At 62.1% G+C, this 26934-nt stretch carries 23 protein-coding genes; 14 read left to right on the forward strand and 9 right to left on the reverse strand.

Going from position 1 to position 26934, the window contains the following annotated elements; all coding sequences use genetic code 11:
- The first annotated feature begins 129 nt into the window (after positions 1 to 129).
- The 3 genes from I5L79_RS08210 to I5L79_RS08220 all read left to right on the forward strand — a co-directional run bounded on the left by I5L79_RS08210 (position 130) and on the right by I5L79_RS08220 (position 3442).
- Positions 130 to 1725, forward strand: coding sequence for a serine hydrolase (locus tag I5L79_RS08210; RefSeq protein WP_196954556.1), 1596 nt, complete (start codon positions 130 to 132; stop codon positions 1723 to 1725).
- A 97-nt stretch (positions 1726 to 1822) separates the two neighbouring features.
- On the forward strand, positions 1823 to 3163 hold the full coding sequence (locus I5L79_RS23635) for a sensor histidine kinase (protein ID WP_196954557.1): 1341 nt from the start codon (positions 1823 to 1825) through the stop codon (positions 3161 to 3163).
- A 69-nt stretch (positions 3164 to 3232) separates the two neighbouring features.
- The gene (locus I5L79_RS08220; protein ID WP_196954558.1) at positions 3233 to 3442 is read left to right on the forward strand and encodes a hypothetical protein; all 210 of its coding nucleotides are present in this window, start codon (positions 3233 to 3235) and stop codon (positions 3440 to 3442) included.
- Between the two features lie 26 nt (positions 3443 to 3468).
- On the opposite strand, the gene surE is transcribed toward I5L79_RS08220, so the two are convergent.
- Positions 3469 to 4335 (reverse strand): 5'/3'-nucleotidase SurE, encoded by an 867-nt coding sequence (surE, locus tag I5L79_RS08225; protein WP_196954559.1) that lies wholly within the window; start codon positions 4333 to 4335, stop codon positions 3469 to 3471.
- Between the two features lie 94 nt (positions 4336 to 4429).
- On the opposite strand from surE, the gene I5L79_RS08230 reads away from it, so the two are divergent.
- The 5 genes from I5L79_RS08230 (at position 4430) to I5L79_RS08250 (ending at position 9540) form a co-directional block, all read left to right on the forward strand.
- Positions 4430 to 5083 carry a hypothetical protein gene (locus I5L79_RS08230; RefSeq protein ID WP_196954560.1) on the forward strand — a complete coding sequence of 218 codons (654 nt, stop codon included), beginning with the start codon at positions 4430 to 4432 and terminating at the stop codon, positions 5081 to 5083.
- Between the two features lie 99 nt (positions 5084 to 5182).
- The gene (locus I5L79_RS08235; RefSeq protein WP_196954561.1) at positions 5183 to 5617 is read left to right on the forward strand and encodes a DoxX family protein; all 435 of its coding nucleotides are present in this window, start codon (positions 5183 to 5185) and stop codon (positions 5615 to 5617) included.
- 30 nt (positions 5618 to 5647) lie between these two features.
- Positions 5648 to 7417 carry a M14 family metallopeptidase gene (locus I5L79_RS08240; protein ID WP_196954562.1) on the forward strand — a complete coding sequence of 590 codons (1770 nt, stop codon included), beginning with the start codon at positions 5648 to 5650 and terminating at the stop codon, positions 7415 to 7417.
- 227 nt (positions 7418 to 7644) lie between these two features.
- Complete coding sequence (locus tag I5L79_RS08245; RefSeq protein ID WP_196954563.1) at positions 7645 to 8538, forward strand: ABC transporter ATP-binding protein; 894 nt, start codon at positions 7645 to 7647, stop codon at positions 8536 to 8538.
- A 237-nt stretch (positions 8539 to 8775) separates the two neighbouring features.
- The gene (locus tag I5L79_RS08250) at positions 8776 to 9540 is read left to right on the forward strand and encodes an ABC transporter permease (protein ID WP_196954564.1); all 765 of its coding nucleotides are present in this window, start codon (positions 8776 to 8778) and stop codon (positions 9538 to 9540) included.
- Between the two features lie 157 nt (positions 9541 to 9697).
- Here the strand turns inward: I5L79_RS08250 and I5L79_RS08255 are convergent, their stop codons facing one another.
- Together I5L79_RS08255 and proC are read right to left on the reverse strand one after the other, a co-directional pair.
- A complete protein-coding gene (locus I5L79_RS08255) occupies positions 9698 to 10912 on the reverse strand; it encodes a bifunctional 3,4-dihydroxy-2-butanone-4-phosphate synthase/GTP cyclohydrolase II (protein WP_196954565.1) in 1215 nt (404 codons plus the stop codon).
- 242 nt (positions 10913 to 11154) lie between these two features.
- Positions 11155 to 11967 (reverse strand): pyrroline-5-carboxylate reductase, encoded by an 813-nt coding sequence (gene proC / locus I5L79_RS08260; protein WP_196954566.1) that lies wholly within the window; start codon positions 11965 to 11967, stop codon positions 11155 to 11157.
- A gap of 192 nt (positions 11968 to 12159) precedes the next feature.
- Here proC and I5L79_RS08265 point away from each other — a divergent pair, with 192 nt between their 5' ends.
- Positions 12160 to 12786 carry a hypothetical protein gene (locus tag I5L79_RS08265; protein ID WP_196954567.1) on the forward strand — a complete coding sequence of 209 codons (627 nt, stop codon included), beginning with the start codon at positions 12160 to 12162 and terminating at the stop codon, positions 12784 to 12786.
- Positions 12787 to 13024: 238 nt separating this feature from the next.
- On the opposite strand, the gene I5L79_RS08270 is transcribed toward I5L79_RS08265, so the two are convergent.
- Both I5L79_RS08270 and I5L79_RS08275 read right to left on the reverse strand, forming a co-directional pair.
- Complete coding sequence (locus I5L79_RS08270; protein WP_231402980.1) at positions 13025 to 14218, reverse strand: glycosyltransferase; 1194 nt, start codon at positions 14216 to 14218, stop codon at positions 13025 to 13027.
- Between the two features lie 2 nt (positions 14219 to 14220).
- A complete protein-coding gene (locus I5L79_RS08275) occupies positions 14221 to 15459 on the reverse strand; it encodes a glycosyltransferase family 4 protein (protein ID WP_196954569.1) in 1239 nt (412 codons plus the stop codon).
- A gap of 127 nt (positions 15460 to 15586) precedes the next feature.
- Between I5L79_RS08275 and I5L79_RS08280 the strand changes: the two genes are divergently transcribed.
- The gene (locus tag I5L79_RS08280; RefSeq protein WP_196954570.1) at positions 15587 to 16321 is read left to right on the forward strand and encodes a hypothetical protein; all 735 of its coding nucleotides are present in this window, start codon (positions 15587 to 15589) and stop codon (positions 16319 to 16321) included.
- Positions 16322 to 16356: 35 nt separating this feature from the next.
- Here I5L79_RS08280 and I5L79_RS08285 read toward each other — a convergent pair whose 3' ends face one another.
- From I5L79_RS08285 to I5L79_RS08300, 4 genes are all read right to left on the reverse strand, one after another.
- Entirely contained in the window at positions 16357 to 17376 is a 1020-nt protein-coding gene (locus I5L79_RS08285; protein ID WP_196954571.1) for a potassium channel family protein, read from the reverse strand.
- 139 nt (positions 17377 to 17515) lie between these two features.
- Complete coding sequence (gene dnaG, locus I5L79_RS08290) at positions 17516 to 19576, reverse strand: DNA primase (protein ID WP_196954572.1); 2061 nt, start codon at positions 19574 to 19576, stop codon at positions 17516 to 17518.
- A 374-nt stretch (positions 19577 to 19950) separates the two neighbouring features.
- The gene (locus tag I5L79_RS08295; protein ID WP_196954573.1) at positions 19951 to 20964 is read right to left on the reverse strand and encodes an LLM class flavin-dependent oxidoreductase; all 1014 of its coding nucleotides are present in this window, start codon (positions 20962 to 20964) and stop codon (positions 19951 to 19953) included.
- A 124-nt stretch (positions 20965 to 21088) separates the two neighbouring features.
- Complete coding sequence (locus I5L79_RS08300) at positions 21089 to 22372, reverse strand: hypothetical protein (protein WP_196954574.1); 1284 nt, start codon at positions 22370 to 22372, stop codon at positions 21089 to 21091.
- A 140-nt stretch (positions 22373 to 22512) separates the two neighbouring features.
- Between I5L79_RS08300 and I5L79_RS08305 the strand changes: the two genes are divergently transcribed.
- The 4 genes from I5L79_RS08305 to I5L79_RS08320 all read left to right on the forward strand — a co-directional run bounded on the left by I5L79_RS08305 (position 22513) and on the right by I5L79_RS08320 (position 26917).
- The gene (locus tag I5L79_RS08305; protein ID WP_196954575.1) at positions 22513 to 23610 is read left to right on the forward strand and encodes a sensor histidine kinase; all 1098 of its coding nucleotides are present in this window, start codon (positions 22513 to 22515) and stop codon (positions 23608 to 23610) included.
- A gap of 1 nt (position 23611) precedes the next feature.
- Positions 23612 to 24760: a sensor histidine kinase gene (locus I5L79_RS08310; protein WP_196954576.1), complete on the forward strand. Its 1149-nt coding sequence runs from the start codon at positions 23612 to 23614 to the stop codon at positions 24758 to 24760.
- Positions 24757 to 25455 carry a LytR/AlgR family response regulator transcription factor gene (locus tag I5L79_RS08315; RefSeq protein ID WP_196954577.1) on the forward strand — a complete coding sequence of 233 codons (699 nt, stop codon included), beginning with the start codon at positions 24757 to 24759 and terminating at the stop codon, positions 25453 to 25455. Before I5L79_RS08310 ends, I5L79_RS08315 begins: the two co-directional genes overlap by 4 nt.
- A 358-nt stretch (positions 25456 to 25813) precedes the next feature.
- Positions 25814 to 26917 (forward strand): Mrp/NBP35 family ATP-binding protein, encoded by a 1104-nt coding sequence (locus I5L79_RS08320; RefSeq protein WP_196954578.1) that lies wholly within the window; start codon positions 25814 to 25816, stop codon positions 26915 to 26917.
- Positions 26918 to 26934 lie beyond the last annotated feature (17 nt).

A 26934-nucleotide genomic window follows, 5' to 3' on the forward strand; every position in this document is an offset into this window, starting at 1 on the left:
TCGTTCAACGACGAGACGCGAAGTGTCGCATCCCTTCAGCGGACGGGAGAGTTCTTACGCTGGCGAAAAACCCGCTACTTTGCCGGCTCGGGTTTCCGGGGACTCTCCCACCCTTTTCTGCTCTTTACGATGCGTCGTCTTTCCTTGCTCGGCTCTTTGCTGGGCCTGCTTTTACTTACGCGGCCGGTAGGTGCCCAGTCTCCTTCCGCTCCCGCTACTCCACCCCTCGACCAGGCCGCCCTGGATGCCGTGGTGGCCCGAACCCTCAAGGCTTTCGACGTGCCTGGTATAGCCGTGGCAGTGGTGAAGGACGGGCAGGTGGTGCTAGCTAAAGGCTACGGCGTCAGTTCGCTGGCTACCAAATCACCGATGGACGCCAACACGCTGTTTGGCATTGCCTCCAACACCAAGGCCTTTACGGCGGCGGCGCTGGGGCTGCTGGTGGAAGAAGGCAAGCTGCGCTGGGATGACAAGGTAACCGACCACATCCCGGAGTTCCGCATGTACGACCCCTACGTGACGGCCGAGTTTACGGTGCGCGACCTGCTCACGCATCGCAGCGGCCTGGGCCTGGGCGCCGGGGACCTGATGATGTTTCCCGACTCGGCCGACTTCACCATTAAAGATGTGATTCACAACCTGCGCTACTTCAAGCCGGTGTCGTCGTTTCGCAGCAAGTACGACTACGACAACAACCTCTATCTGGTAGCCGGCGAAATCGTAGCCCGCGTATCCGGGCAGCCCTGGGCCGATTTCGTGGAAAGCCGCCTGCTTAAGCCCCTGGGCATGAGCCGCAGCGCCACCCTCTACGCCCGCCTGCCCGACCGCACCAACGTCATCGACGGACACGGACCGGTGGAGGGCAAGGTACAGGTAGTGCGGCGCGACCTGAACACGCTTATCGGGCCCGCCGGTGGCATGTACAGCAGCGTCAGTGACTTAAGCAAGTGGGCCCTGATGCTGCTGGGCGGCCCCGGCGCCCCGGCCTCGCTCCTCAAGCCGGCCACTCAGCGCGAGTTGTGGACGCCCCAGACGATTCTGCCCGTCAGCCCGACGCCTTCGCCCTACAACACGCACTTCGCGGCTTACGGCCTGGGCTGGTTTCTGCGCGACGTGCGCGGCTACAAGGAAGTGTCGCACACCGGCGGCGAGATTGGGATGGTAACGAAAGTGCTGCTAATACCGGAGCTGCGGCTGGGCATCATTGTACTCACCAACCAGGAAAGCGGCGCGGCCTTCACCGCTATCAGCAACCACATCGAAGACCACTACCTGGGCGTGCAGGGCCTGGACCGCGTGCAGGAAATGGTGGACCGCATGAGCAAGATGAAAGGCGCCGACGACCAAACCACTGCTGCCGTGTGGAAGCAAGTGGCCGCTGCTCAGAAAGCCGCCCCCAAACGCCCCGACTTTGCCCCGCTGGCCGGCCGCTACCACGATGCCTGGCTCGGCGACGTGACCCTCACGGCCCAGGGAAATCAACTGTGGCTGCGCTCCGTGCGGGCTCCGCGCCTGCTGGGCCAGGTGCTGCCCTACCGTGGCAACACCTACGTGGTGCGCTGGAAAGAGCGCAGCTTCAATGCCGACGCCTTTGCCTCCTTCACCTTCGACGAGCAGGGCCGCGCCACGGGCTTCAAGATGAAGCCCGTTTCCCAGCTCACCGACTTCAGCTACGACTTCCAGGACCTGGATTTGCAGCGTGTGGAGACTACCACTAAACCGTAGGAGTTCTGGATTGATTTCCTCCGTGTACTGTCATGCTGAGCTTGTCGAAGCATGACGGCCTGACAATCTTACCACCTCTACACATCCTCACTCCCCCGTGCGCTTAGAAGCGAAGCTGGCTTTATTTAATGCCCTTTCGAAGCTGCTGCTGGTGGTGCTCGGGGCCCTGGTGATTCCGCCCATTGTGGGGCGCGTAGCCACGGCCCACACCGACCATCACCTGCACCAGAAAAAAGAGGAAATGCTGGCCCTCATCCGCCGCGACGGGCTGGTGGCCTTCGTGCGCGAAAAGCAGAGCGAAGCCTACGCCGACTACAACATTCTCAAGCAGGAGTACATTTCCATCACCCCCGAGCCCGGCGCCAAAGCGGTGCCCAGGGAGCGGATTTTCGATGAGCTCCGCCAGGTGGAGCAGGAAATCGAGGACTTCCGCATCCTGAGCTATACCTTCCGCGGGCCCGACCAGCGGCCCTACCGTCTTGAAATCGGAAGCAGCCTGGCCACGGTGGAGCTGCTCACGGCTACCCTGCGCCGCATGGCGCTGTGGGTGCTGGTGGTGGGGGCCCTGCTCACCGTGGGTACCGATGCCGTATTTGCCCATTACCTGCTGCGCCCCCTCCGCGACCTGATTACGCGCAAGCTGCGCGGGGTGCGCCACCCCTCAGCCTTCACTTACGAGCCCGTCGATACGACCACGAACGACTTCCGGCGGCTCGACGACAGCCTCACCGATATGATGCGGGCCCTGGAATCGGCGTTTGCCAAGGAGCGGGAGTTTATGTCGAACGTGTCGCACGAGCTGCTCACGCCCGTGAGCGTGCTGCAGTCACGCTTCGAGAATATGCTCCAGGATGCCACGCTTCCCGAGCCTCATTCCCTCAAGATTGTGGAGTCGCAGAAGACGCTGTACCGGCTGCGCAATACGGTAAAAACCCTGCTGCTGATTGCCAACATCGAAAATGCCCGCTACCTGCGCGACGAGGCCGTGCCCCTGGCTTCGGTGCTGGCCGAGGTAGCTGAGGAGCTGGAGGACCGGCTCCAGCAGCGCGACATCACCCTGACCGTGGACCTGCAGCCGGAGTACGTGGTGCCCCGCGCCAACCGCACCTTGCTCTTTACGCTGCTGCTCAACCTGCTGAGCAATGCCGTGAAATACAACCGCCAGGGGGGCCGCATACTGGTGCAGGGCCGCCCCGCGGCCGATGGGGGCTACGAAGTACGGGTGCAGGACACCGGCCCGGGCATCGCGCCCGAAAACCTGCCCCACCTTTTCGACCGGTTCCGGCGCTTTGCGGGCGGCACTGGCGCACCCGAGGGCTACGGCCTGGGGCTGCCCATTGCCCGCACCATTGCCACCTTCCATGAGGCCACGCTCACGGCCGAATCGGTGGTGGGCGAAGGCTCTACGTTTATGCTGCGGTTCGGGGCGGAGGAGTAACGGCGCGGGACTTCACACCGTATTCATCTGGCCGGTAGTAGCTTGGTTTCTCCACGCTTCAGCCCGCCCATGCCCCGCTCCTATAAGTCGCCCTTACTGCTGTTGGCCCCCGCCCTGCTGCTGATTGTTCTGCTGGGTTTCGCCCTTTGCCTCGAATATGCCCGGCCGCCTGGCACCCTGGCTACCTGGCACTCCCGCCGCCATGTCCCCGTCGTGCGCAAGCACCACGGCGCGCCCGACACCGTCAAGCACGTGCGCCGGCCCCATAGCGCATCATAGCCTGTTTTTTGGCTATAAATTTCCGCTTATGGGTTCACGATGCCGTAATCTTCCGGCTCGATGGGGCGGGCGGGCGGCACGGTAGCCGGCTCGGGGTGGCCGGGCAGGTGCAGCTGCCAGCTGTCCTCTAGTTGAGCCAGCCCCCGGTAGGCGGTAAGGTCGAACTGGCAGGGCACCACCGATACGAAGTTGTGCGCCAGTGCCCATTCGTCGGTGTCTTCTCCCTGGTCGAAGTTCACAAACTCCCCGCGCAGCCAGTAGTACGGGCGGTTATACGGGTCGTGGCGCAGGTCGAACTCTTCCTGCCACTTGGCCCGGGCCTGCCGGCACAGCCGGATGCCTGCAATGGGTGTTTCGGAGAGCTTAGGAATGTTCACGTTAAGCGCCACGCCCGCCGGAATACCTTGGGTCAGCGCCTGCCGGGCAATGTGCTCTACCCACTCCTCGGTGTGGGCAAAGTGGGCGTCGTGACCGTACTCGCAAAGCGAAAAGCCAATGGCCGGCAGCCCCTCAATGGCCGCCTCAATAGCCGCCGACATCGTGCCCGAGTACAGCACGTTCACTGAGGAGTTGGAGCCGTGGTTGATGCCCGAGACCACCAGATCGGGGCGGCGGTCCTTGAGCACGTAGTGCTTGGCCAGCTTCACGCAGTCGGCGGGGGTGCCGCTGCACGCGTAGGCCTCAATGCCTTCGAAGATGCTGCTGCGGTCGAGGCGCAGGGGGTGGCCGATGGTGATGGCGTGGCCCATACCCGACTGCGGGGAGTTGGGGGCCACCACCACTACTTCGCCCAGGTGGCGCATCACGCCCACCAGCGTGGCAATGCCGGGGGCCGTGATGCCGTCGTCGTTGGTGATAAGGATAAGGGGGCGGGCAGCAGCGGAATCAGGCATACAGGGAACGTTGAGGAAAGCGGAAGCGCCGCAAAGGTAGCAGCCGCGGCTGCCCGGGCATCAACAACCAGCCGGCAGGTGCGTAAGTTGGGGCGTGAAATCCTTTCTGCCTTTCCTGTTCGGCGCATGGGCAGCCGGCGTCCTGCTCACGGCCTGCGACGGGCCCAGCGTCCGCAATGCACCCACGGCCACACCGCCCGCTACGGCCTCCACGCCTGCGCCCCAGCAGGTGCCGGCTCCGCCCACGCCTGCTCCGGCCGCCCGCCCCGAAGCTCCCGACTCCCTGCACCTGTTGAGCCCGGGCCGGGTGGGCGTGCTGCGCCTCAACATGAAGGAAGCCGCTTTACGCGCCATCATCCCGGCCGCCCAGCTGCGCCGCACCACGCGCCAACTCGAAGGCATCGACTACCCGGTGTATGAAATGCAGGACCCACGGCACCCCGACGCGCCGCCGTCCGTGCTGGAGCTGGTGGGCGACGACGACGAAGGCTACCGGCTCTGGCGCGTGCACATTACCAGCCCCCACTACCGCACGGCCGAGGGCGTGGGCGTAGGCTCCCCGGTAGGCCTGGCCCGCTCCCACTACGGCATCAACACGGTGGAAGTGGCCGATGCGGGCCTGGTGGCCGTATCGGATGAGGTGCGCATGAGCTGGCAGCTGGATATGGCCGGCCTGAGCCGCCCACCCCGGCAGCCAACCGAGCTGCCGCCGGCAACGCGCATCAGAGGAATATACCTTTTCCGGTAGCGGGTTGTAACGAGGGGCGAGAATCCGCGCTAAAACGTGTACTTTGGCCGCGCCGGGGCGCCCTCCCCCTCTCCACCGTTATGCCCGTCCCGGCCGCGCATGAAATTCTTTCACAACCTCTACCGCTCCCACGACCTTGGCCTGCTGCTGCTGCGCGTGGGGCTGGGCATCATGTTCACCATTCACGGCTACCCCAAGCTGATGGGCGGCCCCGAAAAATGGGCGGCCCTGGGCGAAACGATGGGGACGCTGGGCATCCACTTCGCGCCGGCTTTCTGGGGATTTATGGCCGCCGTGGCCGAGGCCGTGGGCGGGCAGCTGCTGGCCCTGGGGTTATTTTTCCGGGTGGCCTGCGTGCTCTTGCTGTCAACCATGATTGTGGCCACCATCAGCCACCTGAGCGCCGGCGACGGGTTCGGCGGCTTCTCGCACGCGCTGGAATCGGCCGTGGTGTTTGCGGGCCTCCTGTTTATCGGGCCGGGCCGGTACAGCGTGGACCAGGCCATTTTTCCGGCGCCCCGGCGGCGGTATTAGTCCGGGCCGGTTTCACCTTTACGTATCAGCATGTTTCTTGTATTACTCACGGCGCTGCTGGCTAGCACGCGGCCCGTTCCCGAGCCAGCGGCCGCCGACTGGCGCACGCCGTTTGAGAAAGGCAACGGCAACACCACCGTCACCTACCGGGAGTGTATCGACTACTACCAGCGCCTCGACGCCAAATACGCGGAAATAACTATGCGCCCGGCCGGAGCTACGGACTCGGGGCAGCCGCTACACGAAGTGGTTGTTTCGGGCAACGGGCTGAACGACCCGGCCGCCACGCGCGCGGCGGGGCGGCGGGTAGTCTTTATTCAGAACGGCATTCACCCCGGCGAGCCGGAAGGCATTGACGCCTCCCTGATGCTGGCCCGCGACCTGGTTCAAAAGCCGGCTCTGAAGAAATTGCTCGACCACCTCACGGTCGTTATCATCCCGATTTACAACGTGGACGGTGCCCTGAACCGCAACTCCACCACCCGCGCCAACCAGAACGGGCCGGAAAGCTACGGCTTCCGGGGCAACGCCCGCAACCTCGACCTGAACCGCGACTACGTAAAGCAGGACTCGCGCAATGCGCAGTCGTTTGCCGAGCTGTTTGCCCGGTGGCGGCCCGACGTATTTGTGGATACGCACACCTCCAACGGGGCCGACTACCAGTACACCATGACGCTCATTGCCACGCAGAAGGACAAGCTGCACCCGGCCCTGAGCGCCTACATGACGGGCCGCCTGCTGCCCTCGCTCTACCAGGGCATGGAAAAGCGCCATTGGCCCCTCACACCCTACGTGGATTTTGAGGGACGCACCCCCGACGCCCGGGGTCTGCAGGGCTTTCTGGAAACCCCGCGCTACTCCTCCGGCTACGCGGCTCTGTTCAATACCATTGGGTTTATCACCGAAACCCACATGCTGAAAGCGTATCAGCCCCGCGTGAAGGCTACCTACGATTTTCTGTACCTTTTGCTGCAACAGCTAGCGCAGAGCTCCGATGAGCTGGCCCGGGCCCGCGCCGAGGCCGACCGGCAGACGGCCGCCCAGCAAACCTTCCCGCTCAACTGGCAGCGCGATACCACCCGCGCCGAGACGCTGCAGTTTCGGGGCTACGAGGGTCGTACCAAACCCAGCGAGGTCAGCGGCCTGCTCCGCCTTTACTATGACCAGAAAGTGCCGTACACCAAGCCCATAAAGTACTACAACACCTTCCGCGCCGGCGTGCAGGTGCAGGCGCCCCGGGCCTACGTGCTGCCCCAGGCCTGGACGGAAGTAGCCGAGCGGCTAAAGCGCGGGGGCGTGCAGCTGCGCCGCCTGAGCCGCGACACCACCCTCACCGCCGAAGCCTATTACCTGGGCGACTTCGCTACCTCGCCCCGCCCCTACGAAGGCCACTACCTGCACAGCCGCCTGCAGGTACGAGCCGAGCAGCAGAAAATCCGCTTTTTCCGGGGCGACTACGTGGTAAGCCTCGACCAGCCCCAGCGGCGCTTCGCCATCGAAACCCTGGAGCCGCAGGCCACTGACTCATTTTTTGCCTGGGGCTTCTTCGACAGCGTGCTGCAGCAGAAAGAGCACTTCTCCGACTACGTGTTTGAGGACGTGGCCGCTGACCTGCTTCGCCGGGACCCAAAGCTGCGCCAGCAGCTGGAGGAGCGCAAGAAAACCGACCCATCCTTCGCCCAAAGTGCCAGCGCCCAACTGGAATTCGTGTATCGCCACTCACCCTACTACGAGGCCTCCCACCTGCGCTACCCTGTAGTACGCTGGCAAGGCGGCGCTTTGGAGACGATGGCAGACTGATAATGTGGAAACTGTGCTGCGCTAATGTGAATAATGTGGAAAATGTGCTAATGCAGGATGAGTGCCTAGGGCAGACGCTGTATCCTTACACGATATGCCATATGCCAGCAGCAGACTTCCTTGCTCACCTCTGACCACCAACCTTTGATTGGCACTTCAGCACATTGCTCCCATCAGCACATTAGCCCACATTAGCGAAGCGCAGCACATTCCCTCATATTAGCCCTATGGTTCTTGAACTCGACCATCTTTCCAAGCGCTACGGCGGCACCGAGGCCCTGCGCGACTTGACGCTGCACGTTCCGGCGGGCAGCGTGTATGGGCTGCTGGGGCCGAACGGCTCGGGCAAAACCACTACGCTGGGTATAGCGCTGGGCGTGCTCAACCCCAGCGGCGGCACCGTGCGCTGGTTTGGCCAGGCACTGTCGGCGGGCAGCAAGCGGCGTGTGGGGGCTTTGCTCGAAACGCCCAACTTCTACCCCTACCTCTCGGCCCGCCAGAACCTGCAGGTTGCCGCCGAAGTAAAACGAGCCGATGCCCGCCGCATCGACGAGGTGCTGGAAACCGTGGGCCTGCTGGGCCGCCAGCATGACGCGTTTCAGAGTTTTTCTCTGGGAATGAAGCAGCGCCTGGCGTTAGCCTCTACCCTGCTGGGCCAGCCCGAAGTACTGGTGCTGGACGAACCCACCAATGGCCTCGACCCGCAGGGCATTGCCGAAGTACGCACGCTGGTGCAGCGCCTGGCCGCTGAGGGCAAAACCATCATCCTGGCCAGCCACCTGCTCGATGAGATAGAGAAAGTATGCACCCACGTGGCGGTGCTGCAGCGGGGGCAGCTGCGCGCCGCCGGCCCCGTGCGCGACATCCTCACCAGCGCCGACCGCGTGGTACTGCGCCCCGGCCCCGCCACCACCCCCGCCGCTCTGACGCAGGCGCTGGCCCGCCTGCCCTGGGTTTCCGACGTGCAAGCCGAGGCCGACGGCTGCCTGAGCGCCGTACTGACCTCGGAGCAGCACCCGGCCGCTCTCAATGAAGCGCTGTTCAGCCAGGGCATCATCCTGGCCGGGCTGGAGCTGCGCCACCGCAGCCTCGAAACTCAATTCTTGGCCCTCACGAGCTGAGGGGCCGATGGCTTTCTGGTTGAAATGGTTTTCTGGCTGTCATGGCGAACAGCGCGAAGCCATGACAGCCGGTACAACACCCAATACCTTCTTACCCGCTCCCCTGACGCAACCAGGCAGCGCAAGCAGGGCAGTATCATTCTTAAGGCTTGGCGCATTGCCCAGAACGAATTGCTTCGTCTGCACCTATCCATGACGCGGCAATTCAACCAGATAACAAGATAACCATCCACTCCCATGCTTTTCCGCGCCGAACTTCGTAAGCTGCTGCCCTACCGTACCGTCTGGATTCTGCTGGTGCTGTATGCGGTGCTGCTGGCGGGCTTTGTGGGCATGAGCGGCGGAGCTGTCATCAACGGCAAACCCATGGGCAGCTCGCTGTACGCGTTTCCGGGGGTGTGGAGCCGGCTGGCGTACGTGGCCAGCTACTTCAACCTGCTGCTGGGCATCCTGCTCATCATTCTCATAACCGACGAGTTCCAGTTCCGCACGTTCCGCCAGCAGGTGCTGGATGGCCTTTCCCGCGCCGAGCTGATTCAGGGCAAGCTGGGTATTGCGGCCGGGTTAGCCGTTTACGCTACGCTGGTGGTGCTGGGCATCGGGCTGTTTTTCGGACTGACGCGTGGGCCCGAGGCAGCGCCGGGCGCCGTCACGGCCGAGCTGGGCGCGGTGGCACTATATGCGGTGCAGGCCCTGGGCTACCTGAGCCTGGCCGCGCTGCTGGCCTTTGCCCTGCGCAAAAGCGGACTGGCCATCCTGGCGTTTATGCTCTACGGCTGGGTGGCCGAGCCGCTGGTTCGCTCCCAGGTTCCCGATTCGCTGGACCGATTTTTCCCCGGCAAGCTGCTCAGCGCCCTCACGCCCACGCCCGGCCAGGAGCTGCTGGATACCGTAACCGGCCCCAGCGGGGCGCTGCTGCCCACCCAGGCCCTGCCCGTCGCGCTGGCCTACGTGGCCTTTTTCTGGCTGCTCAGCTACCTGCTGCTGCGCCGCGACCTGTAACAGCCGCAACTAAAAAGGCCGTCTACTGCTTCCTTTCCGGCCGTTCTCTTCCGCTCAAGAGGATTAAACCAACTCAGTTGCTCCACAAAAAGACAACCCCAGCCTCCCGGCCCGGAGGCGTGGAGAGCTGGGGTTGAAGCATCTGATTGCAGTGAGGCTATACGGGGCGCAGCTTGCTCAGGATGGTGTGGCCTAGCTTGTCGCGCTTGGTAGTCAGGTAACGCTCGTTGTGCACGTTGGCTTCAATTTCAATGGGTACCGTATCCACGATTTCGAGGCCGTAGCCGATGAGGCCGGTGCGCTTGCGAGGGTTGTTGGTGAGCAGGCGCATCTGGCTGATGCCCAGGTCGCGTAGAATCTGGGCACCCACACCGTAGTCGCGCTCATCCATCTGGAAGCCCAAATCCAGGTTGGCTTCTACGGTGTCGCGGCCCTGCTCCTGCAGCTGGTAGGCGCGCAGCTTGTTGAGCAGGCCGATACCCCGCCCTTCCTGGTTCATGTATACGAGTACGCCGCGGCCTTCCAGCTCAATCTGCTGCATGGCCTGGTGCAGCTGGGGCCCACAGTCGCAGCGGCAGGAGCCGAAGATGTCGCCCGTCACGCAGGAGCTGTGCACGCGCACCAGCACCGGCCCGCCGCTCGTGATGTCACCCTTTACCAGCGCTAGGTGCTGGGCGTTGGTCGACTGCTGCGTGTAGGCTACCAGGTCGAAGTCGCCGTACGCCGTGGGCAGCTTCACCGACAGCTCGCGCTTGATAAGGCTTTCCTTTTCGAGGCGGTATTTTATAAGGTCCTGCACCGAAATCAGCTTCAGGTCCCAGCGCTTGGCTACTTCGCGCAGCTCAGGCAGGCGGGCCATTTCGCCGTCTTCCTTCAGAATCTCAACCAGCACACCCGCTGGCTCGAAGCCCGCCAGCCGGGCCAGGTCGATGGCCGCTTCGGTGTGACCGGCGCGGCGCAGCACGCCTTCTTTGCGAGCTTTCAAGGGAAAGATGTGGCCAGGCTTGCCCAGCTCCTCGGGCTTGGTTTCGGGGTCGATGAGGGCCAGAATGGTTTTGCTGCGGTCCGAGGCTGAAATGCCGGTGGTTACGCCGTTCTTCAGCAGGTCGATGCTCACGGTGAAGGGCGTGGCGTGCAGGGCCGTGTTGCGGCCTACCATCAGCTCTAGGCCCAGCTCCTCGCAGCGCTGCTCAATGAGTGGGGCACATACCAGACCACGGCCGTGGGTGGCCATAAAGTTGATGACCTCGGGCGTGGCGCAGCGAGCGGCGCAGATAAAATCGCCTTCGTTTTCGCGGTCCTCGTCGTCAACGACCACGACTACTTTGCCGGCCCGAATATCGGCAATGGCATCTTCAATGGAATCCAACATGGATTATGGATTTTACGAATTTCAAACGGATTTCGCGGATGGTGCGGAGCCGCACAGCTCCCCACGAAATGCCCGCTGCCGCTACAAACCGCAACGGCGCCGCGAAGTTACGAAAGGCAAGATGGTGAGCTGGTGAAATAGTGAGTTTGTCTTGGCTGTTTCACCTCGCAATGACGGGAATATTCGCGCCTGCTCAAGCCAGCGGAACGTCAATCCCACCATTTCACCAGCTTACTAGTTCACTACTCCCGGGCCAGCTCAGTGGCGCGCACCTGAGCAGCCTGAATGCCAGCAGCCAGGGTTTCGGCAAGGTGGCCGGCCTGAAACTGGCGCAGGGCAGCTTCGGTGGTGCCGCCTTTGGACGCTACGTTGGCAATAAGCTCGGGCAGACTTTTCTCGGAGTTGTTGAGTAGGTGGTAGGCGCCCAGCATCGTCTGCTTCACCAGCAAGGAAGCCACCGAATCGGAAAAACCGAGCTGGCGGCCCGCGTCAATCATGGCCTGCACAATGTAGAAAAAGTAAGCCGGGCCGCTGCCGCTCACGGCCGTTACGGCGTCGAGCATGCTTTCATCTTCCAGAAACAGAGAGCGGCCAGTGGCATTCAGCAGGTTTTCTACCTGGTGCAGGCGCAGCCGGTCAATTTCCGGGGCGGCCGAAAACCCGGTAATGCCCATGCCCAGCAGCGCGGGGGTGTTGGGCATAGCGCGCATCACGGCCTGCTGCTGCAGTTCCCGCTGGAGGCGGGCAATGGGAATGCCGGCCATGATGGACAGCACGACCTGCTCCGGTTGCAGTACGTCCCGTAGCGCCTCGGCTACGCGGCTGAAATCCTGGGGCTTCACGGCCACCAGCACTATATCGTAAGTGCCCACCTGGGCATCCAGCTCGCCGGTGGGCAGGCCGGGATGGGCGTCGCGCAGGCGCTGGCAGTGGTCGGCGTGGCGGCCTAGCAGCAGCAGGTCCTGGCGTTCTACCAGGTTGTAGTGCAGAAAGGATTTGGCGAAGGCCAGGCCCATATTGCCGCAGCCCAGAATAGCAATGCGTAGGTTTTTCATTGGTAACTGAAAAGAATACGGCCGTCCCGCAAAGTGCTAGAGGTTGGCGGCCAACATAAGCAGGAAAGCCAAAATAGCCTCATCAGCTCTTAGGCAGGCTACTATTTCCAACCGCCGGGCTAAATATTCAAGCATTGATATAGTTCGGAAATACCGGCTACTTTTGAGCCTGATCTTCTCTTTTCCTTTTCTATGAAAAAACTTGCCTTTTTCCTGCTCGGCGGCGTGCTGCTGACTTCGGCCTGCGAACAAGCCCAGAAAACCAAGGAAACCTACGACAACCTGGCCAAGCTCAAAGACGCCGGCGAAAACATCGAACAGACCCTGGACGCGGCTAAGGCTCAGCGCGAGGAGCGCGAAAAGCGCGGCGACACCCTTTCCCTGCCCTACAAAGAGTTGCAGGGCTACCTGCCCGCCGAGATTAGCGGCTTTACCGCCGGCAACCCCGAAGGCCAGTCGACGAAGATGGGCGGCTTTGCGTTTTCTACTGCCAGCCGGGAGTTCACCAAGGACAGCGTAACCGTCAAAACCGAACTGATGGACTATAACGGTGCCCATGATATGTACCAGGGCGCGGCCGCCATGTTTGCGCTGGGCATGGAAAGCGAAAACGATGAAGAACTCGTAAAATCCACTTCCTTGGGCATTGAGGGCGCTTCGGGCATGGAAAACTTCCACAAGAAAGACGGCCGGGCCGAGCTTACGCTCACGCTGGGCGGGCGCTTTCTGGTAAAAGTGGAAGCCGATAAGCAAAAAGACCTGGCCCTGGTTGAGTCCGTAGCCAAGCAGATAGCCCTGGAGAAACTGGCTAAGCTGTAAGCTTAGCCGCACACAAATGAAGCGGGGCGCAGCCGGAAATCCGGACTGCGCCCCGCTTCCTTTTTATGGTGAGTTTCTGGATTGCAAAAGAAGCAGGATGGTGCGCCGCTGAACGCTGTAGCGACGCGACGCTTCGCGTCTTGTCGTTGCTGATGTTATTTATCCGGCGAGACCTTGGTCGTTCAACGTAGAGACGCGAAGTATCGCGTCTCTACAGCGTTCTGCTGTGCGGTCAAACTCACTTACCACCCGCCTGCTGGAAACGCTGCGTGGGCTGCCAGGTAGCGGGGCCGGCCCCGTGCAGGTAGCGCCAGAGGCCCACCAGCAGAGCCGCGTTCATGCTATAGAAGTGGGTGATGAAGCGCAGCAGCCGCGAATGACGGTTGCGGCGGCGCAGCCAAGCGTCGAGCAGCAGCAGCAGCGGCAGTCCTACCTGGCCCAGCAGCAACAGCTGGTAAAACCAGCCGGCCCCGCGCAGCACCAGCGCCGCGCTCGAAAGCAGCATGAGCAGCAACAGCAGGGGCGTGAGCCAGCGCAGCACCTTGTGCGACCAGAACGCGTAGCTCAGCCCCCGCCACGGCGGCCACAGCAGCTGCCGGAACTCCCGCAGGTTCTGAAAGTTGCCGGTGGAAATGCGGGCCTTGCGACGGAATTCCTCCGGCAGCCGGTCCGACACGTCTTCGTAGCACACCGCGTCCAGCTCGTTCAGGGCCTGGTACCCGTCGCGCAGCACGGCTATAGAGGTATAGAAGTCATCTACCAGAAACGAGGCCGGGGCGGCATGAAAGCACCTGCGGCGCACCGCAAAGCAGCCTCCGAAGGCCCCAATCATAGCGCCCCATACCACGCCTTCCTGGTACTTGATGAGGTTTTCGCGCTCCAGGTACGCTTTTTCCTGGCCCGATATGCCTTCCTGCCGGTGCTCGGGGTTGAGGATATTGCCGCCTACCAAACCCACCTCTGGCGCCCGGAAGTGCTTTACCAGCTGGTAAATGGTATCGGGCACGAAGAATACGTTGGCATCCGTAAGCACCAGCACCGGCGCGGTGGTTTCCTGGGCCAGGGCTTCGATAATACCAGGCTTTCCGGTACGCTGCGCAAATACGCGCAGACGCACGCCGGGGTACTGCGCTTGTAGCCTATCGATTAGCGCGTGGGTACGGTCAGTGGAGTTGTCAGAGCCGATGTGCAGGGTGAGCTTATCGAGAGGATAAGTCGTAGCGAAGGTGGAGCGGATTTTCTCCTCGATTACCTGCTCTTCGTTGTGGGCGGCTAGCAGGATATCTACCGGGGGCAGGTTGTCATCCTGAGGGGAATATACCTGCGTGTTGTGGTGCCGGCCCCGGGCCCGCCAGCTCAGCAGCGCCGGAAACAGCACGTAGGTGTGCGCCACCAGCAGCAGCGCCAGCCAAAACGCACCGATGAGCACCATGTCTAGCATGAAACCGGCCGCTGGGCGGCTACCTGCTGGTACAGTTGCTCGAACCGTGCTACCACCCGGCGGTTGTCGTATAGCTCGGCGGCCGTCTGGGCGGCCTGGGCGCCAATGCCATTTACGTCGAGGCGGCCGTAGTAGTAATCCTCCAAGAGGCGCACCCATTCCTCGGGGTCGTCAGCCAGCAGGATGTCGTGACCGGGGCGGCAATGGATGCCTTCGGCGCCTAGGGCGGTGCTCAGAATGGCTTTGCCCAGGGCCATGCCCTCAATAATTTTCACCCGCATACCTCCACCCGAAAGCAGGGGCACCAGCATCAGTTCGTAAGCCCGCATAAAGTCGGCGGCGGACTCCACGAAGCCGTGCATAGTTACGCCGGGCAGGTGCAGCTGGCGCAAACGCTCGGGCATGCCCGTACCGGCCACGTGCAGTTCCAGCTCGGGCAGGCGCTCCGCGAGGCGGGGCCACACCTGAGTCAGAAACCAGTCGAGACCTTCGAGGTTGGGCAGCCAGTTGAGGGAGCCAATCATGCACAGGGTGCGCGACCGGGGCAGCACGGCGGGCTCGGGCCGGAAACGGGTCAGGTCGACGCCGGCGGGGATGAACACCACCGGCTCCTGGCAGCCTTGTTGGCGCAGGCGCTGCTGGTCGGCCTCGGTGATGGCGGCCACCGCGTCAAACCGGTGCATCATCCATTTTTCGAACAGCTTCAGTCGCTGCGCAAGCTTCTGCAAGTACCATTTTTTGAGTGGATTGCCAGTATTGCGGGCCAACTGCTCCCAAATGGTATACTCTACGTTGTGGGCGCGCAACACCACGGGCGGCAGGTACCGCCAGCGACACAACCCGTTTTCAACCCAATATCCGGCGTACCAGGCCACGAAAGTGCCTTCCATTTGCACTATATCAAACTGCTCTCGGTCCAGCAGCTCGGCCAGCTTCGCCTTCACTTTTGCACTCACAAACCGCTCCACGTTATAGGGCAACTCACTAAAAAGGAAGTTGCGCAGCGCCTTGACGGGCGAAAGGTTGGTATCGACATCTACCGTCAACAGCCGCACGTTAGGGCCCAGGTGGTCGAGCACGGTAGCCGGTTGGTGGTGCTTGGGGGTGTTGATGGCCAGTACGGTTACCTCATGTCCGGCCCGAGCGAGGCCCGCCGCCACGTCGTACATGGCAATGGCGCCCCCATCGTGGGGCGGGAACGGAACGCGCGGACAGAGCTGCAGGATACGCACGGGGCAAAGGTAAGGGGCCGGCAAAGCTAGTAGATATGTCGCAACGACCGACTTTAGTCTTGCCACACCAGAACCGGCAGTCTGCGCGTTACCGTTTCCTTTACGCTCATATCTCCCACCAAACGTTATGCGGTTTGCTGCTTCCCTCCTGCTGTTCGCGCTGCTGAGCTTTACGGGCTGTGAGCCGGAGTTCCGCCAGTGCCCTACTACCCACACCGACCCTACCAAGCAACTGTATAATGATGTGCTGATTGAGCTGATCGAGCACGGGCTATATCGGGCTTATCTGCCGAAAACGAATAACGACTATATCCAACGGCATTTCGAGGAAGTGTACGCAGGAACCTGGCCCATTGAGTCTTCGCACACCGATTCGGTGTGGCTACGCACGCAGGAAGCTATTTTTCAGAACCAGCTTTTTCAGGATTCAGCCCGATTTCAGACATTCTATTTAAATGTCGCCCTCAGTCGATATACGCATTTGGCGCAGCTGCCCAACCAGATAGGCAATTTGCAGTCTTCTTATAAGCAGATAGCTGATTTAGTGTATCAACTTGCTCCTGGGCTGGAGCAGGCCACGCTGGATAGCCTCAACAGTTTACAGAATCTCATGCAGCCAAGCGACTTCCAACTTTGCACTGCTAGGCTATTGCCCACACCAACCCGTTATATGGGAAGTCAAGACAAAGCGGCAGGACTTATTACACTATCTAGAATAGCCTTTAATCCAGCCAAAACGCAGGCACTACTGGCATATGGCTGGCAGTGTGGCGGGAAGTGCGGCTATGGGGAAGTACTGTTGGTCGAGAAAGTAGCCGGCCGTTGGCGCATCAGGCAGGCCGTTGAGACTTGGATATCTTAACAGTATAGTTTCTGGCGGCGTCTGATGCTAGATTCCTACGCCCGGAACTGCCCGATCAGCGTGCGGATCTGCTCCTCGGTGCCCAGCAGCAGCAGCACGTCACCCAAGGCGGGGCGGATGTCGGCGTTGGGGCTCACCAGCAGTTCCCCTGTGCCTTGCTTCAGGCCAATGACGGTGGCCCCGCTGCGGGAGCGGATATCCAGCTCCCGGATGCTGCGGCCCTGAAACTCACTTCGGATTTCGTCGAAGCGCATTTCTTCCAGCCGCAGCTTGTCGGGCCCCAGGCCGGAAATCATGTCCAGGAAGCGGATAACCTCAGGGCGCACCACCAGGTTGGCCATGTGCGAGCCCCCGATTTCGTCGGGCATCACCACCGAGTCGGCGCCGGCGCGCAGGAGCTTGGCCTCGCTGGTTTTAAGGGAGGCGCGGGCAATGATTTTGATGCTGGGGTTCAGCTCCCGGGCCGTGAGGGCCACGAATACGTTGTCGGCATCCTTGGGCAGGGCCGTGATGAGGGCGCGGGCGCGACCAATGCCGGCGGCGCGCAGGGTCTCGTCGGCGGTAGCGTCGCCAAACACGGCCGGAATGGCTTCCTGACTGGTTTCCGCGGCGGCTTTCAGCAGCGACTCATCCTGCTCCACTATCACCACCCGCGCGCCGTTGGCCCGCAAATCGTGATAGGCCTTGCTGCCGTTGCGCCCGAAGCCACACACGATGATATGGCCGCTGTACCCGCGGATTTCCTGGTCGGTTTTAAACATCTTGAAAAGGTTGCGCAGCTCGCCGTCAAAGATATAGGTAGTCAGCACCGACACGAGGTAGGCTATGACCAGCAGGTTAAAGAAAATGTACACCGACACAAAGGCCCGCCCTGCCGGCGAAAACGGATGAATTTCGCCGTAGCCCACCGTTGAAATGGTGGTCATCGTCATGTACACCGCATCGATGAACCCATAGTCCTCAATCAGCATAAACCCCACCACGCCGCTGGCCAGGCTGAACATCGACAGCGCCAGGGCCAGCACAAACCGACTCAGGTTAAACCGCTTCCACATGTAGTCAATGTGCTAAGGTGAGGAATGTGCTGAAGTGCTGATAGGTGAATAGAGGCAGGTAAATAACGCCTGTCATGCTGAGCTTGGCGAAGCATGACATTCTACTTAGCTGCTGTTCCCTGCAATTACTCCTTCACCGCTACCCCACGTTGCGCGGGATGACGGTGCCAAGGTGGGCAGCCAGCTCGTTGTCGAGGCGCTTGTAGAGCATCAGGGCTTCCAGTATTTTGTCCACGGCGGCCGGGTCGCGGGCATCGCGCAACTCCTTTTGCAGCTGGTTTAGCTCGCGCTGCACAATCTCCTTTTTCAGGCGCAGGATGGCGTTGTCGCAGGCTTCCTGAATCAGATCCAGCTCCCGGGGCACGTAAATCTGGTGGGTAGTCCAGTTGGGGCTGAGCTCGTAGCGCTCCGTAGCCAGGTCGCCGATAAGGGCGCGGATATCGGAGCGGCCGTGCTGGATGAGGGTGCGCACCTCGGGCCAGCGGCCCTGCTCCATTTCCTGCTGGCACACGTGCAGCACGTCGGCATAGAGCGGGGTGCGCAGGGGCGTTTCTTCCAGCTGGGCCAGCAGGTACTGAGCCACGGCCACGTCGGGCGAGAGGGGCTGCGAGGCGTAGAGCACCAGCAGGCGCACCAGTTCCCGCTCGCACTGCTGCAGCACGTCGGGCATGGGCTCCAGCTCCTCCTTTTCCTCGGTGGCAAACGCACTGCTACCGCCCAGGTCCTCCGGCGAGGCGCCGTACATCAGGGCTTCAGCTTCTTCCTCGGGCGAAAGGCTTCGGGTGGCTGATTGCTGGTTTCGGGTTGCTGGTTGGCCGGTGCTATTAGCTCCACTCCCCTCGCTGCTCTGGCCGCCAGCTGCTTTACCGGAGGCGTTGCGCACCAGCTTGTTGTACTCGGTGATGAGCACCTGCTCGTCGATGCCGAAGGCCTGGGACGTCTGCTGCAGAAACACCTGCCGCTTGATGGGGTCGGGCACCTTGGCAATGCTTTGCAGCACCTCCCGGATGGCCTCGGCCTTCTTCACCGGGTCGTGGGCGGCCTCGCGGCTCACCAGATCGGTTTTAAACTGGATGAAGTCCTGGCTGGCGCCCTCCAGGTGCTCCACGAAGCGCTGGTCGCCTACTTTGCGGATGTAGGAGTCGGGGTCGTTGCCGTCTGGGAACAGCACCACGCGCACGTTCAGCCCGCCTTCCAGCAGCATGTCAATGCCGCGCAGGGAGGCCCGGATGCCGGCCGCGTCGCCGTCGTAAAGCACCGTCACGTTGTCGGTGTAGCGCTTGAGCAGGCGGATCTGGCCGTCGGTAAGAGACGTGCCCGAGGAAGCCACCACGTTTTTGATGCCGCCCTGGTGCAAGCTCAGCACATCCAAGTAGCCCTCTACCAGGTAGCACAGCTCCTCGGTGCGGATGGCCTGCCGCCCCTGGTAGAGGCCGTAGAGCACGTCGGACTTATGGTAGATGTCCGACTCCGGCGAGTTCAGGTACTTGGCCGTTTTGTCGTTGGGCTTGAGCGTGCGCGCCCCGAAGCCAATCACGCGGCCCGACACGTTGTGAATCGGGAACATCACGCGGCCCCGGAACCGGTCGTAGCGGCGGCCGGTGTCCTGGCCCTGGTCGTCTTCGCGCCGGATGATGAGGCCGGTTTTCTCCAGGTACTTCTGCTCGAAGCCCGCCGCCGTGGCCGATTTCAGCAGGTCGTCCCACTGGTCGAGGGAGTAGCCCAGCTCGAAGGTTTTGATGGTAGTCTGGTTGAGGCCCCGCTGGCGCAGGTAGCTCAGCCCGATGCCCTGGCCCTCGTCGGTGCTGAGCAGCAGGCGGTGGTAGTGGTCCTTGGCCCAGTTGGAGATGATGAACTGGGAGTCCTTGTCGTTCTGGGCCAGCTGCTGCTCGGGGGTCTTTTCTTCCTCCTCTACATCAATGCCGTACTTCTTGGCCAGGTACTTCAGGGCCTCCACGTAGCTGGTGCCCTCAATGTCCATGATGAACTGCACCACGCCGCCGGCCTTGCCGCACCCGAAGCACTTGTAGAGCCCCTTGGCTGGGGCCACCGAGAAGCTCGGCGACTTTTCGTGGTGAAATGGGCAGCAGGCCCACATATTCTGCCCCTTGCGCTTGAGGCTTACAAAGTCGCCCACCACTTCCACGATGTCGGCGTGGTGGATAATCTGATCAACGGTTTCTTTGGGGATGCGAGCCAAGGCAGTGCGGGGCAACAGGTAAGCAGCAGAACGGGACGCCGAAGATACAAGGAACCCGCGGGCAGGCTGGCAACCACCCTGCTATTTCCCCGGCTCAGGGCAGCTAACAGTTGCACTTTAGTTATATGGTGCCCCTAGGCTGCTTCTCGACTGCCTCTAGACTGCTTCTAGACTTTGCTCAGGGAAAGCCCCTGCCAAGTGGCTGACAGAATAGAAGTATACCAGGAGCTGGGCCGGCTAACTGTCATGCTTCATCTGGCGTCCGCTTTTCGAAGCATCTTGGTAGTGTAGTAAACCCAACGAAGCGGTAGAGATGCTTCGGCTATGCGGACGCCAGATGAAGCATGACGTTCTGTTTATGTCCAAAGCGTACTTCACCCCAGCAGCGGCTTCACCTGCTCGCCCAGCAGCTCAATGGCGCGGAGCAGCTTTTCGGGGGTCAGGTCGGCGTTGTCCATCTGGAAGGTGACGCGGCTTACCCCGCCCAGCGCCTCGGCGTGGCGCAGAATCTTGGCGGCTACTTCCTCGGGGTTGCCCACCAGCAGTGCCCCGCGGGGGCCGCGCTGGGCCTCGAAGTGGCCGGGCGTGACGGGCGGCCAGCCCCGCTCCCGCCCGATGCGGGTGAAGGTGCGGGCGTAGCCGGGGTAGTAGTCGGCTATGGCCTGCTCGGTGGTTTCAGCCACGTAGCCCAGGGAGTGCAGGCCCACCTGCAGCTGCTCGGGGGCGAAGCCGGCTTGCTTGCCGGCCTCCCGGTAAAGGTCGATGAGGGGGCGGAAGCGGTGGGTTTCGCCCCCGATGATGGCCACCATCAGCGGCAGGCCCATAGCTCCGGCCCGCACAAACGACTCGGGCGTGCCGCCCACCCCGCGCCAGATAGGCAGCTGCGCCTGCAGGGGACGCGGATACACCGCCTGCCCCGTGAGGGCCGGCCGGAACCGCCCCGACCAGCGTACCTGCTCCTGGTCGCGGATCTGCAGCAGCAAAGCCAGCTTTTCCTCGAACAGGGCGTCGTAATCGTGCAGATTTAGGCCGAATAGTGGGAAGGCTTCGGTGAAGGAGCCGCGGCCCACCACGAGCTCGGCGCGGCCGTTGCTGAGCAGATCGAGGGTAGAAAACTCCTGAAACACACGCACCGGGTCGGCGGCACTGAGCACGGTTACGGCGCTTCCCAGTCGGATGCGCTGAGTAAGCGAGGCTGCCGCGCCCAGAATCACGGCCGTGGCCGAGTCGAGGAACTCGCGGCGGTGGTGCTCCCCAATGCCGAAGAAGTCAAGCCCAACCTGGTCAGCCCGCTCAATGCGCCCGAGGAGCTGGCGCAGGGCTGTGGCGTTGTCGGAGGCGGTGCCACCCGTGGGGGCCGCGGCAAAACTATCAATGCCAAGCTGCATAATCTTCAGGAGAGAAGGTGAGTTGCTACAACCGGCGCGGGCGTTGTTGGTTCTCAGTTGCCAGTTACCAGTTGCCAGACTCGAAGTACTCCGACCTGACAACCGGCAACTGAGAACGGGCAACTCAATAATTCCGGCTGGCGGTGGTTTCGGGGATGATAACCACGTAGTCGTAGCCCAGGATGGTGGCCTGCAGCTCCTGATCGGCTACGGGCATATTCTGGCGGAGCATGGCGCGGCGCAGGGGGCGCAGGTCGAACACCTGCCAGGCAGTGCCGGCGGGCGTGGCGGCCATAAAGGGCTTTACCATGGCCTCATCGGTGTGCGAGTACTGGGCTACGTTCTTGCTGAAGTCGTCGGGGTTGGCGCCGCCTACCTGGGTGCCCTGCTTGCCGATGACGAAGATGTGCAGGGTTTTCTGGTCGTGCATGTCGGCCAGGTTCACGGCCAAGTTGCCCACGTCGTAGATGTCGCCCCAGATGCTGCGGCCGCGCCCCAGGTGGTAGGCCCCGAACTTGAAGAGCATAGCGGGCAAGGGCTGGCCGACCGTCTGGTAGGGCTGCAGCTCCTGCAGCAGGTTGCGCTTCATGAGGTTGATGCGGGTTTGGTGGGCCCCGGGCTTGCCAGCGTAGTTGAGTTGGAAGATGGCCACGCTGGCTTCAAAGTCCTGTAGCATCCGGCGCACCTCGGGGCTTTCTTTTTGGGTGGCGGCACGCAGACTATCCAGGGTGGCGGGGCGCAGCGTGTTCACCGTGGAGCGGTTGTAGGTACCGGCCACCATGTCGGCGCGGTCCTGGGCCTGGAAGGTGGCGGCCGTTTTGCGCAGGTAGGCCTTGGCCGTTTTGCTTTTCGTTTGATCGGCCATCAGGCCCAGCAGCCGGCCCGGGGTGGCGGCACCCACCTGCTCTATGCCCACTAGGGCGGTGCCCTGAGCCCGGAGGCTACGCACCAGCTCAAATTCCTCGACCCAGCTATAAAACGACAGATTCATCGGGTACTGCCGGCTGAAGGCCGTGGGCAAACCGGGCTGACTGGCCAGCTGGCTCAGGTCGCGGGCCTGGTACCGGTCTATTTCGGCCACGTACACCTTGGGCTTCAGCACCTCGGCCACAGCCGTGGCAAACGCCGGAATCTGGGCCATACCGTGGTCTTCGCCCAGCAGCACAAGCTGGCTTTTCTGGATATCCTGCCGGAGCTTGTCCCAACCCGCACCGCTGAATTGGGTGCCGCTCTGGGTGAGGGCAAACTGATGCTTATGCAGCAGGCGCTGGAACGTGGTATCGGAAGCCGGGGCCGGGCGCTGGGCCTGGGCGGCGGGGCTGGATGCCAGGGCAAAACCCAGGGAAGCCAGGCCGGTGAGGCGGCGGGCGAAAGTGCGCAGGGCAGAAGGCAGAAACGTGCGGGGCATGGCGGAGGGCTGGAAGGAAAGATTCGAGGGAGAGAAAGAAGAACTGACCCAAAGAAATTGCAGAGCTTTAGGCTCCCGAAAAGTATTCGACCAAGTAGCGGCCCCACACCACCAAAGCTTGAGTTGTCCTCCCATTTTTGATGCCTCTCCCCCGCGCGCTATCGTTCTTCCGCTGGCAACAGCTTAGCGCCCGCACCACCACGCTGCTGCTGCAAGGGCTGCTGTGGGCGCTGCTGGCGGGATTCTACTTTGCGTGGAACAACCGCCCCAACTTTCACTTCGACGGGCCGGTGTGCCCGCTGGTAGCTCTGCAGATGGGCTTTGCCATTCTGCTTTTCAATAGCCTGGTCTACCTCATTATTCCGCGCTGGCTGCTGCAGGGGCAGCACTGGCGGGCACTGGCGGGCGGCGTGGCCCTGCTCTACGCCTTTCAGCTCTGGATGTATGCGGGCTCCCGCCTGGCCGAAGCCTATTTGCCGCTGGCCCCCGACCTGCGCCAGTTGCTGCACACGTTCTACGTAGCCGATTTCTGGCCCAGCCTGCTGAGTCCGTTCCGGCAGCTGAGCATGGGGATGCACCTGCTGGCCGTGCTACTGTTTCCGGTGCTCATCAGCTTTCTGGCGTACGCGCTGGTGGTGGACCGGCGGCGGCTGGCTTTGGAGCGCGACCATCTGCGCCTGGAGCTCAGCTACCTCAAGTCTCAGATCAACCCGCAGTTCCTGTTCAATACCCTCGGGAGCCTGCACCAGCTCACCCGCACCCGCGATGCCCGCGCCCCCGACGTAGTACTGCACCTGGCCGACCTGATGCGCTACACCCTCTACGAAACCGATACGGAGCGGGTGTTGCTCAGCCGGGAGCTGGAATTCCTGGACGACTACCTGGCCCTGGAGCGCCTGCGCCACCCCGAGGTAGCCGTAAGCCACGAAGTGCGGGGCGCGGCCACCACCCAGCAGCTGGCACCCCTGCTGCTGCACCCGTTTCTGGAGCGGCTGTTTGCCGGGCTGAATGCTTCGGCGACGGCCGCGCATATTTCCAGCCAGGTAGACGTGCAGCCGCAGGAAGTTACGCTCACCCTCACGCGGGCTACCGCCGCGCCCCTGCCCCTCACCTACCGCCTCGATACTTCTGTGCAGGCCGCCCTGCGCCGCCTGGCGCTGCAGTACCCCGGCCGCCACACCGCCACCCTCACCGAAGACGGCCGGCACGTTCACGTTCACCTGCACATTCAGCTCTGATATGACCCTGGCTGGTTTTCCTGTTCGGCAATATCTGAGTGCTCGGGCTGGCCGCGTGCTCCGGCACCTGGTGCTCTGGGGCCTGTTTGTGGGCTACGAGTACGCCGTGTTCAGCCAGTGGCAGGAAAGCCCGTTGGTTACTTGGGGGTTTGTGGTGAAGGACACGCTGGCTACGGTGGCGGGGTTCTACTTTTTCTCTCTGGTGATGCTGCCGCGCTGGCTGCTGGGGCGGCGCTGGGGGCTCACGCTGCTGGGTATCCTCGGCATTTACTACGGCTGGGCGCTGCTTTCCTACGCCTACTACGCCCTGCTCGACGCCCACGGCCTCATTTCCAAGGATGCCTACAGCTACATGCACCGCTTTCTGGATGGCAGCCTGTGGCAGGGCGTGTTTTCCTGGCGCAGCGTGAGCATGGGCCTGAGCGACTTCGTGGTGACGGTGGTGCCGCCCATTCTGCTGCGCTTTATTCAGTTTCTGCTGCGCAGCAGCAACCGCAGCCTGCACCTGCAGCGCGAAAACCTCCACCTGGAAGTCAACTTTCTGAAGGCCCAGGTGAATCCGCATTTTCTCTTCAACACCCTCAACAACCTGTACCTGATGGTGGTGAAGCAGGACGAGCGCGCCCCCGACATGGTGCAGCACCTCGCCCATCTGATGCACTACACCGTGTATGAGGCTGAGGCGGCCCTGGTGCCACTAAGCCAGGAGCTGGGGTTTCTGGAGGCGTACCTGGAGCTGGAGCGCCTGCGCTACGGCCAGAAGGTGAGCATCCGCTACCAGTCGCCTACTGCGGGAACTCACTTGCTCCTCACGCCCCTGCTGTTCTTTCCATTCGTGGAAAACGCCTTCAAGCACGGCGTCGACAGCAGCCTGGATGCTTCCTGGGTAGCTATTACGCTGGACGTGGTGGGTCAGGAGCTGCGTTTTGCGGTGCAAAACAGCTTCAGCCCCGGGGCGTCTGATCGGGCGTTTGGGGGCGTGGGCATTGCCAACGTGCGCAAGCGCCTGGCTTTGCACTACGCGCCTCAGGACTACCAGCTGACCATTACCCAAGACCCCGACGCCCACACCTACGCCGTAAACCTCACCCTGCGCCTAGCTCCGGCGCCCGCGCCTGCCGCACTGCTTACTCCTGTTTCTGCCTCATGATCAACTGCCTGATAATCGACGACGAGCCGTTTGCCCGCGAGCTGCTGCAAAGCTACGTGGCCCAGATGCCCAGCCTGAACCTGGTGGCCAGCTGCGAGCATGTGTTCGAGGCTCTGGAGGTGCTCCAGCAGCAGCGCATCGACCTGCTGTTCTCCGACATCAACATGCCCCAGGTGAACGGACTGGAGTTTATTCGCTCGCTGCACAACGCGCCCTACGTCATCTTCGTCACGGCCTCGCCCCACCACGCGCTGGAAGGCTACGAGCTCGACGCGCTGGACTATGTGGTGAAGCCCGTATCATTCCCGCGCTTTATGAAGGCCGTGAACAAAGCCCTGACGGTAGTCAACAGCCGGCCGGCAGCCGTGGCCGCGCCGGAGCCGCAGTTTCTGTTCGTGAAGGAAGGTCACTCCCTGCGGCGGGTACTGTTCGATGAAATCTACTACATCGAGGGCATGAAGGACTACATCCGCATCGTGCTCAAAAACCAGATGATTATCACCTACCTGCGCATGAGCCGGGTGGAAGATCAGCTGCCCGCCGCGCGTTTCATCCGCATCCAGAAGTCCTACATCGTGCGCCTCGACGCCATCCGGGCCATCAGCGGCAACGAGGTAGAGCTCTACGACCTGCCCGAGAAGCTGCCCATCGGCAAGCAGCACAAGGAAGCCCTGCTGGCCCAGTTCGGGTTGTAACCTATTTGTTTAAAGGTCATTATGCGCCAATAGCACGTCATTCCGAGCAAAGTCGAGGAATCTCGCGTGCTGACGTTGTGGGAGTATGAACGGTGTAGAGACGCGTATTCGCGTCTCATCGTTGAACAACCGGTACCGCGCCATTCGCTTAAACACTGTCAGCACCCAAAGGCTAGAGGAGCTAACGACGAGACTGTTCTGGGCCATATGGCCCAAGTAGCACTACAACGTCAGCACGCAAGATTCCTCAGCTTCACTCGGAATGACGTGCTATGGAGCCGTCGTTCTACGCCGCTGCAACCGCCGCCCCGGTTTCCGGGTTATCTTTGCATCCGTATTCCCCCGATTGACTTATCGAATGGCAACCATAACCAAAGAAGACGTCCTCAAGGCCCTGAGCTACGTGGAGGAGCCCGACCTGGGCAAAGACCTCGTGACGCTCAACATGATTGAGGACGTGCAGATCAACGGCCGCACCATCTCCTTCACGGTAGTACTGACCACGCCCGCCTGCCCCCTCAAGCAGCTTATTCACGATGCCTGCGTGCGCGCCATTCACACGATGGTAGACGCCGAAGCCGAGGTGGTAGTGGTGATGACCTCACGCGTGACGACTATGCGCCAGAACCGCGACCTGCTGCCCGGCGTGAAGAACATCATTGCCATTGCCTCGGGCAAGGGCGGTGTGGGTAAGAGCACCGTCACGGCCAACCTGGCCATTGCCCTGGCCAAATCAGGCGCCAAAGTGGGCCTCGTGGACGCCGATATTTCCGGCCCCTCCATGCCCCTTATGTTTGGGGTGATGGACGAGCGGCCCCACGTGTTCCAGGGCCCGGACGGCAAAAACCTCATCCAGCCCGTTGTAGCGCATGGCGTGAAGCTGATGAGCATTGGCTTCCTGGCTCCGGCCGAGTCGGCCATTGTGTGGCGCGGCCCTATGGCCTCTTCGGCCCTCAAGCAGTTTATTACGGAGGTAGACTGGGGCGAGCTGGACTACCTGCTCCTCGACATGCCCCCTGGCACTTCCGACATCCACCTCACCATGGTGCAGACGGTGCCCGTGACTGGCTCGCTCATCGTGACCACGCCCCAGAAAGTAGCCCTGGCCGACGCTGAGAAGGGGTTGCAGATGTTCCGCCTGCCCCAGATTAACGTGCCGGTGCTGGGTATTGTGGAGAACATGGCCTGGTTTACGCCGGCCGAGCTGCCCGACAACAAGTACTTCATCTTCGGGGAAGGCGGCGGCGTGGCGCTGGCCGAAAAGCACCAGGTGCCGCTGCTGGGCCAGATTCCGCTGGTGCAGAGCATCCGCGAGAACGGCGACCTGGGCACACCCGCCATCCTGCAGGAAAACACGCCTTCTGCTGCCGTTTTCGCGCAGCTGGCAGAAGAGCTGGCCCGCCAGGTGAGCATCCGCAACGCCGTGGCGCCCAAAACCAACATCGTGGAAATGAAATCGTAGCATTTCCATCGTTTTCA

The sequence above is a fragment of the Hymenobacter guriensis genome (assembly GCF_015773195.1).
Taxonomy (GTDB): Bacteria; Bacteroidota; Bacteroidia; order Cytophagales; family Hymenobacteraceae; genus Hymenobacter; species Hymenobacter guriensis.

Bases quoted from the DNA above. Each gene is read 5' to 3' on its own strand.
- I5L79_RS08210 (WP_196954556.1), top strand. From the start codon at position 130: ATGCGTCGTCTTTCCTTGCTCGGCTCTTTGCTGGGCCTGCTTTTACTT.
- I5L79_RS08220 (WP_196954558.1), top strand. From the start codon at position 3,233: ATGCCCCGCTCCTATAAGTCGCCCTTACTGCTGTTGGCCCCCGCCCTG.
- surE (WP_196954559.1), bottom strand. From the start codon at position 4,335: ATGCCTGATTCCGCTGCTGCCCGCCCCCTTATCCTTATCACCAACGAC.
- I5L79_RS08235 (WP_196954561.1), top strand. From the start codon at position 5,183: ATGAAATTCTTTCACAACCTCTACCGCTCCCACGACCTTGGCCTGCTG.
- I5L79_RS08240 (WP_196954562.1), top strand. From the start codon at position 5,648: ATGTTTCTTGTATTACTCACGGCGCTGCTGGCTAGCACGCGGCCCGTT.
- I5L79_RS08245 (WP_196954563.1), top strand. From the start codon at position 7,645: ATGGTTCTTGAACTCGACCATCTTTCCAAGCGCTACGGCGGCACCGAG.
- I5L79_RS08250 (WP_196954564.1), top strand. From the start codon at position 8,776: ATGCTTTTCCGCGCCGAACTTCGTAAGCTGCTGCCCTACCGTACCGTC.
- I5L79_RS08255 (WP_196954565.1), bottom strand. From the start codon at position 10,912: ATGTTGGATTCCATTGAAGATGCCATTGCCGATATTCGGGCCGGCAAA.
- proC (WP_196954566.1), bottom strand. From the start codon at position 11,967: ATGAAAAACCTACGCATTGCTATTCTGGGCTGCGGCAATATGGGCCTG.
- I5L79_RS08265 (WP_196954567.1), top strand. From the start codon at position 12,160: ATGAAAAAACTTGCCTTTTTCCTGCTCGGCGGCGTGCTGCTGACTTCG.
- I5L79_RS08270 (WP_231402980.1), bottom strand. From the start codon at position 14,218: ATGGTGCTCATCGGTGCGTTTTGGCTGGCGCTGCTGCTGGTGGCGCAC.
- I5L79_RS08280 (WP_196954570.1), top strand. From the start codon at position 15,587: ATGCGGTTTGCTGCTTCCCTCCTGCTGTTCGCGCTGCTGAGCTTTACG.
- I5L79_RS08285 (WP_196954571.1), bottom strand. From the start codon at position 17,376: ATGTGGAAGCGGTTTAACCTGAGTCGGTTTGTGCTGGCCCTGGCGCTG.
- I5L79_RS08295 (WP_196954573.1), bottom strand. From the start codon at position 20,964: ATGCAGCTTGGCATTGATAGTTTTGCCGCGGCCCCCACGGGTGGCACC.
- I5L79_RS08300 (WP_196954574.1), bottom strand. From the start codon at position 22,372: ATGCCCCGCACGTTTCTGCCTTCTGCCCTGCGCACTTTCGCCCGCCGC.
- I5L79_RS08305 (WP_196954575.1), top strand. From the start codon at position 22,513: ATGCCTCTCCCCCGCGCGCTATCGTTCTTCCGCTGGCAACAGCTTAGC.
- I5L79_RS08310 (WP_196954576.1), top strand. From the start codon at position 23,612: ATGACCCTGGCTGGTTTTCCTGTTCGGCAATATCTGAGTGCTCGGGCT.
- I5L79_RS08315 (WP_196954577.1), top strand. From the start codon at position 24,757: ATGATCAACTGCCTGATAATCGACGACGAGCCGTTTGCCCGCGAGCTG.
- I5L79_RS08320 (WP_196954578.1), top strand. From the start codon at position 25,814: ATGGCAACCATAACCAAAGAAGACGTCCTCAAGGCCCTGAGCTACGTG.